At 33.9% G+C, this 18,605-nt stretch carries 17 protein-coding genes and 1 riboswitch; of the genes, 5 read left to right on the top strand and 12 right to left on the bottom strand.

The features are described from left to right. Window positions 1–46 precede the first annotated feature (46 nt). Entirely contained in the window at window positions 47–505 is a 459-nt protein-coding gene (smpB, locus tag BAZ10_RS13165; RefSeq protein WP_078772489.1) for an SsrA-binding protein SmpB, read from the bottom strand. Window positions 506–593: 88 nt separating this feature from the next. Here smpB and BAZ10_RS13160 point away from each other — a divergent pair, with 88 nt between their 5' ends. Next, a complete protein-coding gene (locus tag BAZ10_RS13160; RefSeq protein WP_078772417.1) occupies window positions 594–2,216 on the top strand; it encodes an ABC-F family ATP-binding cassette domain-containing protein in 1,623 nt (540 codons plus the stop codon). Between the two features lie 63 nt (window positions 2,217–2,279). Here the strand turns inward: BAZ10_RS13160 and BAZ10_RS13155 are convergent, their stop codons facing one another. Next, window positions 2,280–3,092: a M48 family metallopeptidase gene (locus BAZ10_RS13155; RefSeq protein ID WP_078772416.1), complete on the bottom strand. Its 813-nt coding sequence runs from the start codon at window positions 3,090–3,092 to the stop codon at window positions 2,280–2,282. 145 nt (window positions 3,093–3,237) lie between these two features. Between BAZ10_RS13155 and recJ the strand changes: the two genes are divergently transcribed. From recJ to BAZ10_RS13135, 4 genes are all read left to right on the top strand, one after another. Continuing rightward, window positions 3,238–4,947 (top strand): single-stranded-DNA-specific exonuclease RecJ, encoded by a 1,710-nt coding sequence (gene recJ / locus BAZ10_RS13150; protein ID WP_078772415.1) that lies wholly within the window; start codon window positions 3,238–3,240, stop codon window positions 4,945–4,947. Window positions 4,948–4,966: 19 nt separating this feature from the next. Next, window positions 4,967–5,551, top strand: a complete 585-nt coding sequence (nadD, locus tag BAZ10_RS13145) for a nicotinate (nicotinamide) nucleotide adenylyltransferase (RefSeq protein ID WP_078772414.1) — start codon at window positions 4,967–4,969, stop codon at window positions 5,549–5,551. Window positions 5,552–5,638: 87 nt separating this feature from the next. After that, the gene (locus BAZ10_RS13140; protein WP_009087256.1) at window positions 5,639–5,983 is read left to right on the top strand and encodes a DUF3817 domain-containing protein; all 345 of its coding nucleotides are present in this window, start codon (window positions 5,639–5,641) and stop codon (window positions 5,981–5,983) included. Window positions 5,984–6,213: 230 nt separating this feature from the next. Then, the gene (locus tag BAZ10_RS13135) at window positions 6,214–8,547 is read left to right on the top strand and encodes a TonB-dependent receptor domain-containing protein (RefSeq protein ID WP_078772413.1); all 2,334 of its coding nucleotides are present in this window, start codon (window positions 6,214–6,216) and stop codon (window positions 8,545–8,547) included. 78 nt (window positions 8,548–8,625) lie between these two features. Here BAZ10_RS13135 and BAZ10_RS13130 read toward each other — a convergent pair whose 3' ends face one another. The 10 genes from BAZ10_RS13130 to BAZ10_RS13085 form a co-directional block, all read right to left on the bottom strand. Then, window positions 8,626–9,648, bottom strand: a complete 1,023-nt coding sequence (locus BAZ10_RS13130) for a hypothetical protein (RefSeq protein WP_078772412.1) — start codon at window positions 9,646–9,648, stop codon at window positions 8,626–8,628. Then, a complete protein-coding gene (locus BAZ10_RS13125) occupies window positions 9,645–11,132 on the bottom strand; it encodes an FAD-dependent oxidoreductase (protein ID WP_245803812.1) in 1,488 nt (495 codons plus the stop codon). Before BAZ10_RS13125 ends, BAZ10_RS13130 begins: the two co-directional genes overlap by 4 nt. Window positions 11,133–11,214: 82 nt before the next feature. Further along, entirely contained in the window at window positions 11,215–12,729 is a 1,515-nt protein-coding gene (locus BAZ10_RS13120) for a polyamine aminopropyltransferase (RefSeq protein WP_078772411.1), read from the bottom strand. Then, on the bottom strand, window positions 12,722–12,937 hold the full coding sequence (locus tag BAZ10_RS13115; RefSeq protein ID WP_078772410.1) for a DUF350 domain-containing protein: 216 nt from the start codon (window positions 12,935–12,937) through the stop codon (window positions 12,722–12,724). Before BAZ10_RS13115 ends, BAZ10_RS13120 begins: the two co-directional genes overlap by 8 nt. 11 nt (window positions 12,938–12,948) lie before the next feature. Further along, window positions 12,949–13,140: a hypothetical protein gene (locus tag BAZ10_RS13110; protein WP_078406370.1), complete on the bottom strand. Its 192-nt coding sequence runs from the start codon at window positions 13,138–13,140 to the stop codon at window positions 12,949–12,951. A 10-nt stretch (window positions 13,141–13,150) separates the two neighbouring features. Further along, window positions 13,151–14,554: a DUF4178 domain-containing protein gene (locus BAZ10_RS13105; protein ID WP_078772409.1), complete on the bottom strand. Its 1,404-nt coding sequence runs from the start codon at window positions 14,552–14,554 to the stop codon at window positions 13,151–13,153. 1 nt (window position 14,555) lies between these two features. Beyond that, window positions 14,556–14,915: an S-adenosylmethionine decarboxylase family protein gene (locus tag BAZ10_RS13100; protein ID WP_078772408.1), complete on the bottom strand. Its 360-nt coding sequence runs from the start codon at window positions 14,913–14,915 to the stop codon at window positions 14,556–14,558. Window positions 14,916–14,948: 33 nt separating this feature from the next. After that, entirely contained in the window at window positions 14,949–15,872 is a 924-nt protein-coding gene (ctlX, locus tag BAZ10_RS13095) for a citrulline utilization hydrolase CtlX (protein WP_078772407.1), read from the bottom strand. 86 nt (window positions 15,873–15,958) lie between these two features. Beyond that, a complete protein-coding gene (locus tag BAZ10_RS13090) occupies window positions 15,959–17,245 on the bottom strand; it encodes an O-acetylhomoserine aminocarboxypropyltransferase/cysteine synthase family protein (protein WP_078772406.1) in 1,287 nt (428 codons plus the stop codon). 135 nt (window positions 17,246–17,380) lie between these two features. After that, a riboswitch (SAM riboswitch) is annotated at window positions 17,381–17,480 on the bottom strand. Window positions 17,481–17,544: 64 nt separating this feature from the next. Beyond that, entirely contained in the window at window positions 17,545–18,462 is a 918-nt protein-coding gene (locus BAZ10_RS13085; RefSeq protein ID WP_078772405.1) for a dimethylarginine dimethylaminohydrolase family protein, read from the bottom strand. Between the last annotated feature and the right edge of the window lie 143 nt (window positions 18,463–18,605).

The raw sequence follows: 18,605 nt of genomic DNA, 5'->3' as shown, positions 1-18,605 counted from the left end.
TGATAATGCAAAATAAATATAAAAATACGTATTAAACAAAGTTTTTTTAAAAATTCTTTCGAATTCTGCTTAGATTTCTATCAGATTCACGCTTTTTAATAGATTCACGTTTGTCAAATAGTTTCTTTCCTCTTCCAAACCCAATAAGTAGTTTAGCTCTACCTTTATCATTTATATATAATTTTAAAGGTATTATTGTAAACCCTACATCTTTTACTTTTTTCTCCAAACGGGAAAGTTCTCCTTTATGTAGTAACAACTTCCGATCGCGTTTCGCCTTGTGATTATAAAATGATCCCATCTTATATTCATCAATCATCATATTAACTACCCAAAGTTCGCCGTCTTTCATCTGGCAAAAACTTTCCGCAATTGATGCTTTAGAAGAACGTAATGACTTTATTTCGGTTCCGAATAAAACAATACCTGCTTCATATTCTTCAAGTATTTCATACTCAAAGCGAGCTCTTCTGTTTACAATATTAACAGTTCTTTCAATTTTCATACCAAAATTTAACAAAACACTAACATTTTTCCTCGAAGACATATAATCGGGAAATCTTTCGTATTTTTGCACAAATTTACAAAAGTATATGTTAACAGTTTCAAATTTATCTTTACAGTTCGGAAAAAGAGTACTTTTTGATGACGTCAATATAAAATTTACCAAAGGAAATTGCTACGGTATCATTGGTGCTAATGGCGCAGGTAAGTCTACTTTCCTGAAAATACTTAGTGGAAAACAGGAAGCCACAACAGGTAATGTATCTCTGGAACCAGGAAAAAGAATGTCAGTTTTAGAGCAGGATCACTTTGCTTATGACAACTTCACTGTACTGGAAACCATTATGCGTGGAAACAAAAAGCTATTTGACATCAAAGAAGAGATGGATGCATTATATGCAAAGCCGGATTTCTCTGATGAAGATGGTATTAAAGCTGGCGAATTAGGCGTTATTTATGATGAAATGGGTGGATGGACTGCAGAAACCGATGCACAAACCATGCTTTCCAATGTTGGTATCAAAGAAGACATGCATTATAAAATGATGTCTGAATTAGAGAATCAGGATAAGGTACGTGTTTTATTAGCACAAGCACTTTTCGGAAGTCCAGATGTGCTTATTCTGGATGAGCCTACCAATGACCTTGATATCGATACTATCGCATGGTTAGAAGATTTCTTAGCCGGTTATGAAAATACCGTTATTGTTGTATCCCACGACCGTCACTTCTTAGATGCTGTTTGTACCCACATCGGAGATTTAGATTATTCTAAGCTTAACCTTTATACAGGTAACTATAGCTTCTGGTATCAGGCATCGCAATTAGCAACAAAGCAGAGAGCTCAGGCTAATAAGAAAGCTGAAGAGAAGAAAAAAGAATTACAGGACTTCATTGCACGATTCAGTTCTAACGTGGCAAAAGCTAAACAAGCTACTGCACGTAAGAAAATGATTGACAAGCTGAATATTGAAGATATTAAACCTTCATCAAGAAGATATCCTGCAATTATATTTGAACAGGAAAGAGAAGCCGGAGATCAGATTCTTGAGGTAAAAGATCTTGAAAAAACAAAAGATAATGAGTTATTATTCTCCGGAATTAACTTAAATCTAAAGAAAGGTGATAAAGTTGCTGTTCTTTCAAAAAACTCTATGGCTATCACTGAATTCATGGAGATTATTACAGGAAACGATACTGCAGATAAAGGTACTTTCAACTGGGGTGTAACTACTAAACAAAGTTATATGCCTCTTGATAATACAGAATTCTTTAAAGAAAATATTAATCTTGTTGATTGGTTACGTCAGTTCGTTCAAACGGATGAAGAAAGACATGAAGAATATGTAAGAGGTTTCTTAGGAAAAATGTTATTCTCTGGCGATGAAGCTCTAAAATCTTGTACTGTTCTTTCAGGAGGTGAAAAAATGCGCTGTATGTTTAGCCGTATGATGTTACAGAAAGCAAACATATTAGTGCTTGATGAACCCACCAACCACCTAGATCTTGAAAGTATTACAACATTGAACAACACTTTGGAAAACTTTAAAGGTACTGTTCTACTTTCATCTCATGACCACGAAATGCTTCAAACGGTTTGTAACCGTATTATTGAATTAACTCCGAAGGGAATTATTGACAGATACATGACTTATGACGAGTATCTTGAAGATAAAAAAGTTAAAGAACTGAGAGAGCAGTATTACGCTTAATCAATTCCGTTATAAGAGAAAATTAAAAGGATGATCAGTTGATCATCCTTTTATATTTTAAGTTTATTTTGTCAGTTTTGTTGTCGGAATTGTTACTGTTCCCGGATCTTTCCACAACCCGTCTTTTTCAGCTTTTTTCTTAATCACATCAGCTCTTTTTACACTATCCGGATGTGAATTAAACATTTTCTGAAAACCACTTTGCTTATCTCCCTGCTCAGACAATAATGCTAATTTTTTGAATGCGGTATACTCTGCTACAACATTATAGCCATTCTTTTTCATAAAATCATATGAATAAAGATCTGCCTCAGATTCTTGCTTTTTGCTATGGGCAGCATCCATCATTTCGTTAGCCATTTTTCCAAGTTGACTTTCATTTAAAGTCGCTACTGTTCTGGATGTAGCAGATGCAGCATCAAGAGCCGCAGCCTTCATATATGCACTCTTCATAGCATCTTTAGTATCTTCATTCTTCACGTGTCCAATTTCATGACCAATCACTGCAAGAATTTCATCATCAGTCATAATATCCATTAGAGAAGAGAAAACTCTTACACTTCCGTCTGCACAAGCAAAAGCATTAATGTCCTTTACTTTATAAACCTTATAGTTCAGGTTTAATCCGTCTTGTGTTTTATGTTTCCCGAAAAGCTTATTCAATCTGATTGTATATGGATCTTTTGGTCCTGCAACAGCATTATTCTTGTCCATCCATTCTACAGCTTCTTTAGAAAGATTAATAGCATCTGCATTACTAAACGTTAAGGCTTTTAATCCTTTTCCAGCAACATCTGTAATTTTACCCAAACTAATCTGAGCATTTGACATAGAAAAAGCGCCCAATATTAATGCGCCAGCAATAATTCTTTTCATTTTATAGTATTTTAAGTTATCCGGCGCAATATACAATTTTTAAACACCATCCTGTGATTTAAATATATAGTTTTCTATTATTACAAAATTAATTTTGCTAAAACTATTAAGACATACACTTTTTATTTCCTATATTTGTTACCCTATGATGCAACGATGGATCTACAAACCGACACCTTCCGAAGACGTAATAGATAGTATCAGCTCTTCGCTGGGATTTGGTTATTTAGCATCCAAAATTCTGGTTATGCGAGGTATAGATTCTTACCAGAAAGCCAGAGAATTCTTCAAGCCGAAAGCTTCTGATATCCACAATCCTTTTCTAATGGCAGATATGCAAAAAGCAGTAGAAAGAATTGCTACGGCTATTGAAAACGGAGAAAAAATATTAGTTTTTGGAGATTACGATGTAGACGGTACAACTGCCGTTGCATTAATGTATCTGTACCTTAGCAAAATCTGCGACAAGAAATATTTAGATTTTTATATCCCGGACAGAAATCTGGAAGGCTATGGTGTTTCCACGGAAGGAATCGATTATGCAAAAGAAAATGATTTTTCTTTAATCATCGCATTAGACTGTGGAATAAAGTCTGCAGATAAAGTTGACTATGCTAATAGTCTGGGAATTGACTTTATCATTTGTGACCATCACCTTCCGGGTGATGAGATTCCAAAAGCAGCAGCGGTGCTTGACCCTAAACGAAAAGACTGTGAATATCCTTATAAGGATCTTAGTGGCTGCGGTGTTGGTTATAAACTTTGTCAGGCACTGAATACCATCTATAAAATTCCGGATTACGAATTACAAGATCTAACCGATCTTTTGGCGATAAGTATTGCTGCAGATATTGTTCCTATAACTGGTGAAAACAGAGTATTCGCTAAAATGGGACTCAATAAACTGCGTAAAACAAAAAAACAGGGATTAAAGATTTTAATTCCTTACGAAAAGCTTCAGAACTTTACAATATCAAATATTGTTTTTGAAATTGCGCCTAAAATAAATGCAGCTGGTAGAATTTCCCACGGGAAAGCTGCTGTAGAGTTAATGATTGCAGAAAATGCTAAACAGGCTCACCTCATCGCAGATCAAATTGTAAATCTAAATGATGAGAGAAAAGAATTGGACAGTAATATGACCCAACAGGCAATTGATCAGGTTATTGAGACAAAACAAGAGAAAACATTCAGTACAATTGTTTACCAATCCGGATGGAATAAAGGTGTAATTGGTATTGTTGCATCCAGGCTGATCGAATTATATTACAAACCAACCTTGGTATTTACAGACGGCAGCAATGGTGAAATGGTAGCTTCGGCTCGTTCTGTAGCAGACTTCGATCTCCACAATGCATTAGATGTCTGTTCAGATTTATTTTTAAAATTTGGAGGACACCGCGCGGCAGCAGGACTGTCCATGGAGAAAAAACATTTTGAAGCATTTAAAACAAAATTCGAAGAGACTGTAAAAAATTCTATAAAGGAACATCAGAAAACTCCAAGTATTGAAATTGACGCTGAAATTTCTCTGAACGATTTAACTAATGATTTTTTCCAGTTCCATCGATGGCTGGCTCCTTTTGGTCCTGAAAATATGAAACCTGTTTTGGTAATTAAAAATGCCCGAGTAAGTGGCCCCGTAAGGAAAATTGGAAAGCAAAGTTCTCATTTGAAATTTAATATTGTTCAGGATTCTTCTAGAAAAGGAATAGAATGCCTGGCTTTCAAAATGGGTGAACATGCCACTGATTTCAAAACCAAAACTTTTGATCTTGCATTTACTATTGAAGAGAACCATTGGAAAGATAATCTCACTTACTATCTCAATGTTAGAGATGTTATTTTCCATTAATTTTTTCTAAAATTGCATCATGAAAAAAGTAGGCTTATTTTTTGGTTCTTTTAATCCTATTCATATCGGACATCTTATTTTGTCCAATTATATTCTGGAAAATACAGATCTGGAAGAGATTTGGTTTATTGTAAGTCCACAGAATCCTTTTAAGTCTAAGGCTAATCTATTAGATGAGTACAATCGTCTGGAAATGGTAAATCTTGCAGTACAAAGCTATCCAAAGCTAAAAGCTTCGGATATTGAATTCAGCCTTCCCCGGCCCTCTTATACGATAGATACTTTAACTTATCTACACGAAAAATATCCGGATCATGGATTTTGTCTTATTATGGGAGAAGATAATCTGGAGAGCCTTCCAAAATGGAAAAACTACGAGCAATTAATCGCCCGTCATGAATTGATTGTTTATCCGCGTGTTTTTTCAGAAAAGAAGAATACAGATCAATATCTTCAGGATGGCAATATACATCTGGTAAAGGCTCCTATTGTAGAATTATCCGCTACAGAAATAAGAAATATGATTAAAGCTGGTAAAAATGTACGTCCTATGTTACCACCAGAAGTTTTTGAATATCTTGAAGGCAGTAATTTTTACAAATAATAAAGCCAGATTCTCTTCTTTAATCACAGAGATGCTAATAATAATCAGCTGCTGATTCTGATAACTAATCATTATATTTGCAGCAGAATGGAATTTATCAACCGCTATTTCAGTAAATACCCTGAGGACACAATTATCAGATGGTTCAAAAACATTTGCATTGCAGAAGCTGTTTCGTGTTTTCTGCTTTATTGTATAGCCATGGTATGGAAGCGCTATGATCCGGACGGATTATTATCTACAATTTTCATTATTGTTGTAGGTAACATTCACGGTCTATTTTTTACACTATACTTACTCTTATGTCTTCCTTCCAGAAAAATTTATAACTGGGATGATGAGGATTTTGTTTTTGCACTTTTAGCTGCCCTATTCCCTTTTGCAACCATTTGGGTAGACAAATCTCTCGCGAAAAAAAACAGAGAAGAATAATTTTTTCACTTTAGCATGTAACAATTTTAACCTCTCAATTGTCTAATTGATAAAGAGGTAATTTTCCGTAGTTAATTTTCAAAACTGATAATCAATGAGTTAAATTCAGTATTAAAAATATTCTACTACTTTGTATTGCATAATACTAATTTATAATTATATCTTTGCCATGTAAAATATTAGATAATAAAAAATACTAAGCACTAATTAACACCTAAAATAAACTTGCTATGAAACGATTAATTTTCTCTATAGGAATTCTGGGGAGTATCCTGGTAACAGCACAGCAATCTAAAAAAGATACAGCCACCACAAAAAAGATTGAGGAAGTAACACTTACAAAGAAAGTCTTTCAGAAAAAAACAGACAGATTTGTATACGACGTAGCAGCATCTCCTGTAGCAAAAGGAAATACAGCTCTTAATCTTTTAAAAGAAACACCTTTAGTTTCTACAACAGATGATAAAACACTAAAAATTGCGGGTAAGTCCAACGCTATTATTTTTATCAACGGAAGAAAAACTCAAATGGATGCAGATGCTCTTGCAGCATTTTTGAAAAATACTCCTGCAGAGAATATCCAGAAAATAGAAGTGATTACAATGCCTGGAAGTGAATATCAGGTAGAATCTTCAGACGGAATTATCAACATTATCCTTAAAAAAAGAGCTGATAATGGACTGAATGGAAACCTGAGAATGACAAATAATCAGGGGCGTTTTAATAACCCCGGAGCAGGAGTTTCTGTCAATTACAGAAAAGATAAATTGGGTATAAGCTCTAGTTTTAATACAAGTGACTGGACACAATATCAAACATATCTATTGAAAAATGGTAACGAACGCTCAACAAACCAGTCACAAGGTTCTGTTAATGACCCTAATAAAAACTACGGAGGTTATCTGAATATTGACTATGCATTGACTGACAACAGTAACCTGGCATTAAGCTATAATACCTGGTATAATAAAAGTTTTGCATCTACATCCGACTTGTTCAATACAGTAAAATTCCTGGATGATAAAAATAACTGGCAAAGCAGATATAATTGGACGAAAAGCTATGAAAATGCCCAATCCTATAATAATTCTGTTAATCTGAATTATGAATTAAAGACAGATTCTTTAGGAAGCAAATTAAATGTGAACGCTGCTTACCTTAATTACCACAGAGGACAAAATAGTACCAACACAACAATAAATGCCAACCAAAATGGAGAGATCATTTACAGAAATCCTGGTACACTAGATATAATGACCAATATTGTACAAAGCACACCTCAGATGATCAATAACTTTTCAGGAATGGTGGACTATGTACAAAAGTTTAAGAATGATTTTACACTAAGTGTCGGTGGAAATTACAATCATACTAAAACAGATAACGATACAAAATCCTATACAGACAACTGGAATGCAGAATCTAATAAATATGACAGAGTATATAACCCTAATCATTTTATTTATACTGAAAAGATCTATGGGTTCTATCTGACATTGGATAAAAAGTTCTCAGATAAGTTTAGTGGAAAAGTTGGTGCCCGTTATGAAATAACAAATAGTGTCGGAGAATCATCAAATGCTGCAGATCCAAGTTTGAGCAATATCAAAAGAGATTACAATAACTTCCTTCCATATTTAAGCTTAAATTATGCTATTAACAAGAATAATAATATCTCATATGCATTTTCCAGCAGAATGAGAAGACCTTCTTTCTGGGAACTAAATCCTGTTAGAACCTATTTGACACAATATAACTATATTCAGAATAATCCTTTTGTAAAGGCTTCATCAACTTACAATCAGGAACTGACATATATGTACAAAAACTCTTATTATTTTATTGTAAGTCATAGTTTCTATAAAGATGTTATTACACAGGTTCCTTTGCAGAGAGAAAGAACTGTAGATGTAACTAAACTTGATGCAAATAATAATCCAATAAAAGATCCGGTAACGGGCAAATATGAAACTTATTCTACTAAAATTAATGAGCTTCGCTACATTCGCACCAATTTTGGAAATAAACAAGAGCTTAATTTCACAGTAGGAATGCAAAAAAGCTTTTTTAAAGGTTATTGGACAACAACTCTTAACGTAGGTGTTCTGGTTAATATTAATAAGGGGTACTTGGATACAGATCCGCTGAACGGTGACAAGTTCATTCCTTATGTTAATAATGTAAATTCCACAAGTTTAAATCTTCAAGCCAACAACAACATTCGTTTGGATAAAGCTAAAACGTGGTATGCAGGTGTTAATTACTGGTTTGTAGATAAGCAACAAATTGAGTTAGGACAATTAGGTGCATTAGGAAGCCTTGATCTTAGTCTGAAAAAAATATGGGGAGACTGGACTTTTATGGCTACTGTATATGATGTATTAGATACAAATAAAGTAATCATTAACGATCCAAAAGTTAACGGAAACTTTAACTATGTAAACAACTATATGTACAGACGCCAGCTGGATTTATCCATCACTTATAATTTCGGAAATAAAAAAGTCAAAAAAGTACGTGATATAGAAGCTGCTACTGATGCTATAAAAAACAGAACAAAATAAATCAAACCAATATCAAACTATATTTTTCACGAAACGCGCCGCAGGCAAAGCCTGCGGCGCGTTTATATTTTATGTATTTTAAATTTTATTTCTTCTCCATATAAATCCATCCAGTAGATAATGAGTAAGCTGTGGTACAACTAAAAGAGGAACAATTATATAATAAATCCATGCAGGAAAACTGATTTCAGCAAATTTAAAGTGTTCTTTCCAGACCATTACTTCCCAAAGCAATTCTTCAGAAAAAGCAAATCCCATTACAACAATAATAAAGAGAAGAATCCCAACACTACTCCTGAATATCTTAAGCTTATTAAGCTGTTCTTTATCTTTATGTCTGATCTCTTGAATATAGATTAAAGCCATGTAGGGTATTCCATGTGAAATAACATTAAGCAATGTGAAAATCAAATCATTATTATAGTATACAATTCCGAAATACCAAGACATAAAAGTTCCGATAATCAACATATTTTTAGGAATATTAAAGACTTTATCTTTTATGAAGTAATAAGTTGTCTTCCCTATCCAGCATAATAAAATCAGAAAATACAGAATCCTAAACATTGGTAATGCAGGACTAAAATCTGCCAGCCACGAAAATTCATCTTCAACAAACCATGTAAAGCTTCTAGGGGTACAAAACCAAAATAACATAGGATAAATAGTCGCTGAATAAATTGCTATATTATCAATATAACCTGATATTCTGTTTTTTTCAAAACGCGAATAAATCCGCATAAAGCCATATTGCTGTCTTATAAAATGAAATACAGCAACCAAAGCAAGTGCAGACCAGAAAAACAAATCTCCTATCTGAAAAAAAATAAAACCTATAAGTAAGCTTAATAATGGTATTGTAATAAAAAGCCTTTTCCGTTTTATAAACTCTTCTTTAATAAAATAAGTTTTAAATAATGTAGAATAAACGTGTGCTACATCTATAAATACAATAAGAAATAACCATGTAAAAAAAGAATAATTGCTTTCTATATCATGCAGCTTTACGTGACACAAAATTACAAAAGCTAAAACCAGAAACGGAGGCATTAGTATAAACCAAAAATCAGTCTTAATATTATGTATCCAAGGTTGCTTCATGATAATATTTGTTTTGCAGCATTGATTCCCTGATGGAAAGCTTCTTCAAATATAGAAATTCCAGATAAGTCTGAATGGGCAAAGAAAACTTTTCCATCTATACTCTCTTTTGCTTTTTGGGATTCTTCTCCAAAAATCTGATTAGGAACTGGAGAAATCATTGCATGTCCTACCTTGTTGAATTCCATATCCAATACATAATCTTCTATTTCCGGATGTGCTTTTTTAAGATCATTAAGAACCAACCGTTTTAATTCATCTTCCGTCTGCCGCAATAATTTCTTTCGGGCAGCTTTGCAGTTATCTGTAGAAAAACTTCTGTAATAAGTAATAACTTTTGGCCCCGTATTTTGAGAAATATTCTGGTGTAAATCATCGATATACCCCAGGCCATCTGAACCATAAATAACATTATCCCAGGCTAATTCTTCCTGACCTCCAAATTCATTTTTCAAAGTTATAGTTGTCAATAGCCAGGGAACATAATTAAAGTTTTTAATTTTTCTGGTTTTAAGTATATAATTGTTAATAAACTGAGGTGTTGCAAACAGAACTTTATCAGCATTAATCTTTATTGATTTCTTGTTCACATCGTCATAAACTAAAACCTCAGCATTTTCACGTTTAATATCTAACTGATAAGCCAAGTGTTTTTTCAATATCTTTCCTACCGAATATTTTGAAAGATACTTAGTAAGGCGAGCATTTCCCTCCGGCCATGTAAAAACATGGTCATTATGATCCACTGCCCAGTTATGTTTTCTTCCTGCAAAATAATGAATCCCTGCCCAAGCAGAAACATAATCTATACCTAATCCATAATCATCTCTGCATGAGTAATCCAAATACCATAAAAGTTCTTCAGAACAAAACTTATTATTGCTCAGCCATTTTTTAAAGGAATAAGTTTCTAATTCCCTAGCCTCTTCCGCAGAACTTGATTCCTGTACCGGTATCATAAACCAATATTTAGCTGCTGAATCTTTCTTTTCTTTAAAATCTTTTATTATTCTAAAAAAACGCATAAAATCTTCCTGGGCTTCCTTAGAAATACCTTTTTGAGGAACAAGATCATTTTGCCAGGAATTTTTAAAAAACAATCTTTCGTTTTGTGGAAAAACAAGCTGATAGTCATCTAAAATAGGTTTCCCGGATTCATTATCTCCAAGATACATCCCGGCTTCTTTTAGAAATGAGATTATCTCAACATCTTCTTTGTTTGGAAGAGGCAGATAATGTGCACCTCTCGGGTATTTTGAGAACTGGTTCTGCCCGGCAGAAGAATTTCCACCAATATATTGTTCCATCTCACAAATTAGAAAATTGCTTTTTCCATTTTGTGAGAGATATCGTGCCGCAGATAATCCGGATACTCCACCTCCCACAATCAATATTTCTATATTTATTTCCTCTGTAATCTTCGGAAAATCCTTTGCCCACAAACGATGTCCAAGAACATGATCAGTTCCCGTAATCTTAAGCAAAAGATTTTTTGATTTCTTTACACAAAACTGCAAAAAAGGAATAGCCATTCCAGCTAAAAAGGTTGTTTTCAGAAAACCCCTTCTATTGTACCCGCCCCCACTCTTCATCAAAATAACGAACTAAAATTTGGTTATCCAAACGGTTAATTTCTACCTGATCTGTTTTCATATCCTTGTTGAAATATGCCATTTGACTAAAGTTATAATCATAATATTTGAGTCCCTGTAGACGGTGGTTTATCTCACTATTAAGAGTTTGTCCCGAGGCTAAGCAAAATCCCCATTCTCCAAACGAAGGAACATAGGTATGGTATGCTGAAACGTGATCAAAAACCTGAGCCAGTGTTTTCTGAATACACCAGAATGATTTAGGTGCAAAATATGGAGATGTTGTTTGCACAGATATAAATGTCTCCGGATTCACGATTTTCTTTAGCTCTTTATAAAATTGGAGAGAATATAATTTTCCAAGACTATAATTAGACGGGTCCGGAAAGTCTATAATAATAACATCAAATTTAGATTTAGCATTCTTCACCCATAAATAGGCATCCTGATTAATGATACTAACTTTTGAATTGTTTAATGCATTATGATTCAAATCCCGCATTGTCTTATTTTCACGGAAAAATCTTGTCATTTCTGCATCCAAATCCACTAGTGTAACGTTTTTCACTTCTTTATACTTTAGGATTTCCCGAACAGCAAATCCGTCACCGCCACCTAATACCAAAACATTAGAGATTACAGGTGCCATAGACATTGCCGGATGAATTAATGCTTCGTGGTATCTGTATTCATCTGCCGAAGAAAACTGCAAATTGTTGTTAAGATACAAACGAAAATCTTTATTATTTCGTGTTAATGCAATACGTTGATAGGGAGAATTGTGAGTATAAATGATATTTTCTCCATACAGTTTCTCCTCAGATAATGCCAGAATTTTATCGGCAAAAATGAATAATACAACTAAAGCTATAAATGAAAGTATAGATTTTACCTGAAGCCACCTTCTTTTTTTAAGTTCTTCTTTCAAAGAAAAACTTAAAAAAAGAGCTACAGAAATATTAATTAGTCCAAAAAAAAGTGGAGTTCTTAATATTCCGAGATTAGGAATCAGTACCAGAGGAAAAAGTATTGAGGCTAATAGAGCTCCTATATAATCAAATGCAAATACATTAGAAACTAAATCCCTGAACTTTACCCTACCTTTCAAAATATTCATTAACAAAGGTATTTCAAGCCCTACAAGGCAGCCTGTAAGAAAAACAAAAAGGTAAAGTATCCACTCAAAATGACTAAAAGTATTGAATACAACGAATAGTACAACGGAACTAATTCCGCCAATGACTCCTACCAGAATCTCGATTTCTATAAACCGGTCGATTAAATTTCTGTGAATATACTTTGCCAAATAGGAGCCTACTCCCATAGAAAAAAGATAAACTCCTATAATAAATGAAAATTGCTTAACTGAATCTCCAAGCAAGTAACTGGCTAAAGCTCCTGCTACTAATTCATAAATCAGACCGCAGGTTGCAATAACGAAGACAGAAAAAAGTAAAAGTAATTCAAACGGAAGTTTTCTTCTATCCATGAATTGCAGCACTAATGATAATTGATATTCCTATTATGAATGCTCCTAAGATAATAGCTAAGGCAATGTTATTATTTTTGGAAATCTCATGCCATGTCCTTTCCGGTGTTATTTTTTCTATAATTAAGTAGCATACAAGTAATATTGCTATTCCTAGGAAAGAATAAAGAACAGAGTTAATTACCGGAAGAAAGTTTATTTTGTCCATAGCTGTTGCATTTATTTATGATAGAATCTGTATGATGAATGCCCTCTTGAAGAGGAGGATTTACCATCCTTATATTTTTCAGTTTTTACGCAATCGCAAAACTTATTTCCGGAAAAAGTAAGATAAACAAAACTCCCCAGAAATAATATACCAATGCTTAGTAGTATCCAGTTTATTTTAATGTAATTCAGAATTTTTTCCATCTTTTATATTTTAAAATGGTGAATTTGAGCTGTTATTCCACTTTGCTCTGTCAAAGTAATTTTTCCCATAATATAACACAACTCCTATAATAGCAAGAATAATCATTATAATCCAGAAATTCCAGAAAGAAACTGGGTACCATTTGGCCACAATCTTCAGGCTCGGAAGTTCTTTCTGCTCTATTTGTACCTCTGCTTCTTTAATTTTGTTTATTACCTGTTCATGTCTTGCTACATCTGCAGAATCTGCTTGATATTCATTCTTATTTTCATAATAAGTAACTTCATGACTTATGGTATCATGCCCCAGAATGCCTCCTTCAGGAAGTTGTGTGATAGTAATATCTTTTATAGAAGGTGTAGTCTCAGTTACCATCTGTTCATTTTCACCGGAAATTAGAAAATGATACTTTCCAGGTGCTACTCCACAAAAATTATAATCTACACTTTTGTTACCTTCCGCCCAGTTTTCTCCACCTTCATAGCCATGATAATATTCAATATCCTTGGTAGCCGTAATAACTTCATTATTCTTTTCATTTACAAGACTTACATCGAAGGTTGCCCAGGAATTATCCACATTAGAAAAAGCTTCTACATTTAGGGGAGCTGAACCTCCAGATAACTCAAAACTTTTACTGAGGTATTCCTTATCCTTAATATTTTTAAACTCAAGCTTTTCTTCAAAAACAGTATAATTTGTACGTGAGTTATAAACCCAATATTGTAATATACAAATGAGAAGAGCAGTTATCCCCAATATATTTACAATTTGCTTAACATTGAAGTAATAGGGCTGCACAATTCCTATTCCGTAATAGTAAGGCAGATAATCTGGTTTAAAACTTTTTTTGACATAATTTTTAGAGATATGTCTTCCCCAGAAGTATTCTGTCCCAATCCCTCCTTCTTCACGGGAAACCATCTCTGTTCCGTTTACAAATTCTTTATAACTAGCCGGTTTAAAGTTAAGTTCTTCTTGAAAAAAACCTTGGGCTACATGAATTGTACTTGGCGTAGTTTCATACCATCGATACTTTTTCCCTTTGAATTCACAAAAATATTTAGCTTCTTTTAGAGGTTCCGTTTGTGGAAGCATAAATACCCAATGACCATCGCTTTCACTCAGAAATGCAGTATTACCATTTTTATCCCGAAGATAATATTCTCTCCAGTAAGTAGAACTTCCATATTTTCTCATCACAATTCCTGTAACAAAATACTCAATACCATCAACAATACCTTTTTTTGTTGTATCCAGTACAATATTACTTGGTGAAGTATGGAAAACTTTTACAGATTTATTATTTTTTACATTGATAAGATTACGACAAGACGTACAAACATATTCTTCGATTTCAAAATTAAGAATATGCTTATTTTCTTTGCTACAAACAGGGCAAACAAACTGCATCTTATCTGTAGATTTTATCTTGTTGTACTATTTCTCCTTCGAAAAATGCAACAATATCAGCTGCAATATTTTCAGCTTTATACTGATTATCCTGTTTGTAATTGCAAAGGAATAAATCAAACTGTAACTGTGAATATTCCGGCCAGGTATGTATACACAAATGAGACTCTTTCAGAACAACAGCTGCCGTAAAGCTATTATTATCAAATACATGTGTAGATAAGCCTACAACCTCTGTTTGGTTATCTGCAAGTAATTTTTCCGCAAAACTTATAAATTCTCCACACTGATACAGCTTAGTATCAGTTGGGGTTTCAAGTGTTATAAGTATGTGTAAACCTTTGTTAAGAGTAGATTTCAATAATAGTTATGAATTTCTCCAAATATAATGAAATTATGCTTTCGGAAGAAAAACTTCAGCCATCATACAACGGGCACTACCACCACCATTCTTTTCAATTGTATGAAGATCCGAATATAATATTTCAGCATGTGCTTCTATGGTTTGAATCTGCTTTGAGGTAAGGCTCTTATAAGCACATTCACTCATTACTAAAAATTTATGCCCTTTATTATTTCTTACTTCAAGCATGTTACCCGCAAAATTCTGCATTTGCTCTTCAGAAATTTCAATTACTTCTTTATGACTTTCTGTAAGTGCTTTTTCTACCAATTCTCTTTCGGTAACATCATCGATTGTATCCAGGCAAATTACAGCATAATCACTTCCTACGCACATCATTACATTTGTATGATAGATTGGGAGTCTTTCTCCGTTTACGGACTGAAAAGAATGAAACACTACAGGTTTATAACCAAATTCGGCACACCATTTGATGAAAATTTCTTCATCCAAACGTAATGAAACTGCTCCGTAAGCAATTTTATTTTCACGATCCAAAATCATACTTCCGGTTCCTTCCAAAAATCTGTTTTCTGCTTCAAATAATGAATAGTCTTTAACAGCTGCAATACTAAGTCCTTTTCCAGATAATTGATCTAAAATATCATTTCTGCGCTCCAGCCTTCTGTTTTCAGCAAACATTGGATATAAAATGACAGTACCATCCTGATGGAAACTCACCCAGTTATTTGGGAATATAGAGTCTGGCGTATGCGGATCCAAAGTATCTTTTACGGTAATTATATTCACCCCTTTGCTCCTAAGCTTATCTACAAAAGCATTAAACTCTTTCAGCGCTTCAGATTGAGTTTCTTTAGATTCATCATTTACCTGAAAATAATTATTTACCGCCGTTTGTGCATTAAATCCAAATGCAATAGGCTCTATCATTAAAATCGTATCAGTTGACTGCATAATATTTATTATAGAACAAAAATAAAAAAGTTCCGTCGAATCTCTTCAACGGAACTGTTAATAAAAGTAAAGTAAGTAAGAATATTTTAAAATGCCTGTGCAAAATCTGCTATAATATCATCTATATGCTCGATTCCTACACTTACACGTATTTGTCCTGGCTTAATTCCTGCCGCAGCTTGTTGTTCATCACTTAATTGCTCATGTGTAGTAGACGCCGGGTTAATCACTAATGTTTTAGCATCTCCCACATTAGCCAAGTGGCTTGCTAATTTTAGAGAATTAATAAATTTGACGGCTGCTTCTTTTCCACCTTTTACCTCAAAGTTCAAAACACCACCAAAGCCTCTTTTTAGGTATTTATCTGCATTTACTTTATCTGTAAAATTGGAAAGTCCAGGATAAATAACGCTTTCAACATCAGGATGCTGCTCCAGATATTCTGCCAGTTTCTGGGCATTTTGCACAATTCTTTCTAATCGTAAAGAGAGTGTCTCTAATCCTTGTATTAGCTGAAAAGAATTAAATGGTGATAATGCCGGGCCAAAATCGCGAAGCCCTTCTACTCTTGCTTTAATAATGAAGGCAATATTTCCGAAAGGAGAATTCTTACCAAAAACATCAGTAAATACCAAGTCATGATACCCTGGAGAAGGTTCCGATAATAATGGGAACTTTCCGTTTGCCCAGTCAAATTTACCGCTGTCAACTATTATTCCTCCAACGCTGTTACCATGCCCGCCAATCCATTTGGTAGCCGATTCCACTATAACAGATGCTCCATATTCAAATGGATTAAAAAGAAAACCACCGGCACCAAAAGTATTGTCGACAATTAACGGAATTTGGTGTTTCTCAGCTACTTTAGCAATAGCCTCAAAGTCGGCAACATTTAATGTTGGATTACCGATGGTTTCAATATATAGAGCTTTAGTGTTTTCATCGATCAGCGCTTCAAAATCTTCAGCATTATCATCCTTAGCAATACGGGCATCAATTCCCAGTTTTTTGAAGCTTACAGTAAACTGATTATAGCTTCCTCCATACAAATATGGCGAGCTTACAAAGTTATCCCCCTGCTGAAGGATATTAGTTATAGAAATAAATTGTGCTGCATGCCCTGAAGAAACTGCCAAAGCTCCAGCCCCACCATATAAAGCTGCAATTCTTTTTTCAAAGACATCTGTAGTGGGATTCATAATCCGGGTATAGATATTCCCAAAAGCTTTCAGGCCAAAAAGATCTGCTGCATGTTGTGCATCATTAAAAGTATAGGATGTTGTCTGGTAAAGTGGAACAGCGCGGCTGTTAGTATCTTTATCCACTTCGTGCCCTGCATGTACCTGTAACGTTTCGAATCTGTAGTTACTCATAATATCTTGTTTTTTTAGTTATCTGTTAGTTCAGACTTATCCAAGAAATGAGTAAATGCCGGAGAATAAAAAAACTCTTCCGACAAGTCGAAAGAGTTTTGAGTATTTTGTTATAAATATTTCAAACTTTTTTCAGACTTATCTTTCCCTTTTTTGGGGTTGAATGTGGCACCTTACCTTTAGCAGGTTGCCAAGACTTCACCGGGTCAATTCCCTCCGTCTTTCTGGATAAGTAAATGGATTTGCATGTAAATCCTCGACAAAAGTAGTAGATATTATTTATATCTGCAAATAAAAATTTATTTTTCTCTCACCAAAGGCATTGTAGAGCAACGCAAAAGTCCTCCCATCTTAGAAACTTCTCTATATGGAATTTCTTCTACTGTAAAGTTCCACTTTTCTCTCAGGTGCTGATTTAGCCTTATAAAAGATCCATCCGTTACAACAATATCGTGGTCTATTGAGAAAATGTTAGGTACCATTGCAACCATTTCTTCGTTGTTGATAATAAAACAGTTCTCTTCTCCAAAAATATCTAATAGTAATTGGTAGTCGCTTTCTTCTACGAAACCATCTTTATAAATAATACATTTATCTTTCCCTATTGGATTAAATGTACAATCAAGATGCAAAATTCCTTTTTTTGGATTTTTGTCATCCTTTTTCAGATCAAGATCTATAATCCTTTTATGAGGAAAATATTCCTTTAGGATTTCAATCGCATATTCGTTTGTACGCGCTGTTTTATAGCTTCTGTAATCCTGACTGTAGCATGTTCCTACAAACAAAAAATCGTTCCATACAATAACATCACCACCTTCTATATGAGCACTTTCCGGTAGATTGATAATATTTCTCCACGGAACTTTTTCAAATATTTTTCTGTAAGCTTCCTGCTCATCTGCTCTGTCTTCTATGATATTGGAAATAATCATTTTGTCATCAATAACAAAAGCAACGTCTCTGGAGAAAACCTGGTTGTAATCTTTAATAATTTCAGGGCGGAAAACTTCTACATTATATTTCTGGAGTACTTTTTCAAAAGCATTCATCTCCGATATAATATCATTCTCTACTGGGTAAATTTCTTTTTTAATGCTCTGATAAGACTTAGCATCATAAGAGTCTTTTAACTCTGGAGTATCTCCCATTGACTGAGGTTGTCCCAAGACAACACTTCTTAGTCTCCCTGTTTCATTTGTAATGTTTAGCTTCATAAATAAAAACTAGAAGCGCAAATCTAAACAAATCAAAAATCTTCTACAAATGGAGTACTTTAGGACAATAATTAACTTTTAGAGTTATATTTTGTACTAAAAATGCTTCTTATACAAACCAAATCATGTTTTAAATAAAACAG

It is taken from the genome of Elizabethkingia occulta (genome assembly GCF_002023715.1).
GTDB lineage: Bacteria > Bacteroidota > Bacteroidia > Flavobacteriales > Weeksellaceae > Elizabethkingia > Elizabethkingia occulta.
Note: the sequence above shows the minus strand (reverse complement) of the source record. Positions and strands in the feature narration are given on the sequence as shown.

What these genes read in the sequence shown, in the direction of transcription:
- smpB (WP_078772489.1), bottom strand. Translation starts at nt 505, where the DNA reads ATGAAAATTGAAAGAACTGTTAATATTGTAAACAGAAGAGCTCGCTTT.
- BAZ10_RS13160 (WP_078772417.1), top strand. Translation starts at nt 594, where the DNA reads ATGTTAACAGTTTCAAATTTATCTTTACAGTTCGGAAAAAGAGTACTT.
- BAZ10_RS13155 (WP_078772416.1), bottom strand. Translation starts at nt 3,092, where the DNA reads ATGAAAAGAATTATTGCTGGCGCATTAATATTGGGCGCTTTTTCTATG.
- recJ (WP_078772415.1), top strand. Translation starts at nt 3,238, where the DNA reads ATGATGCAACGATGGATCTACAAACCGACACCTTCCGAAGACGTAATA.
- nadD (WP_078772414.1), top strand. Translation starts at nt 4,967, where the DNA reads ATGAAAAAAGTAGGCTTATTTTTTGGTTCTTTTAATCCTATTCATATC.
- BAZ10_RS13140 (WP_009087256.1), top strand. Translation starts at nt 5,639, where the DNA reads ATGGAATTTATCAACCGCTATTTCAGTAAATACCCTGAGGACACAATT.
- BAZ10_RS13135 (WP_078772413.1), top strand. Translation starts at nt 6,214, where the DNA reads ATGAAACGATTAATTTTCTCTATAGGAATTCTGGGGAGTATCCTGGTA.
- BAZ10_RS13130 (WP_078772412.1), bottom strand. Translation starts at nt 9,648, where the DNA reads ATGAAGCAACCTTGGATACATAATATTAAGACTGATTTTTGGTTTATA.
- BAZ10_RS13120 (WP_078772411.1), bottom strand. Translation starts at nt 12,729, where the DNA reads ATGGATAGAAGAAAACTTCCGTTTGAATTACTTTTACTTTTTTCTGTC.
- BAZ10_RS13115 (WP_078772410.1), bottom strand. Translation starts at nt 12,937, where the DNA reads ATGGACAAAATAAACTTTCTTCCGGTAATTAACTCTGTTCTTTATTCT.
- BAZ10_RS13110 (WP_078406370.1), bottom strand. Translation starts at nt 13,140, where the DNA reads ATGGAAAAAATTCTGAATTACATTAAAATAAACTGGATACTACTAAGC.
- BAZ10_RS13105 (WP_078772409.1), bottom strand. Translation starts at nt 14,554, where the DNA reads ATGCAGTTTGTTTGCCCTGTTTGTAGCAAAGAAAATAAGCATATTCTT.
- ctlX (WP_078772407.1), bottom strand. Translation starts at nt 15,872, where the DNA reads ATGCAGTCAACTGATACGATTTTAATGATAGAGCCTATTGCATTTGGA.
- BAZ10_RS13090 (WP_078772406.1), bottom strand. Translation starts at nt 17,245, where the DNA reads ATGAGTAACTACAGATTCGAAACGTTACAGGTACATGCAGGGCACGAA.
- BAZ10_RS13085 (WP_078772405.1), bottom strand. Translation starts at nt 18,462, where the DNA reads ATGAAGCTAAACATTACAAATGAAACAGGGAGACTAAGAAGTGTTGTC.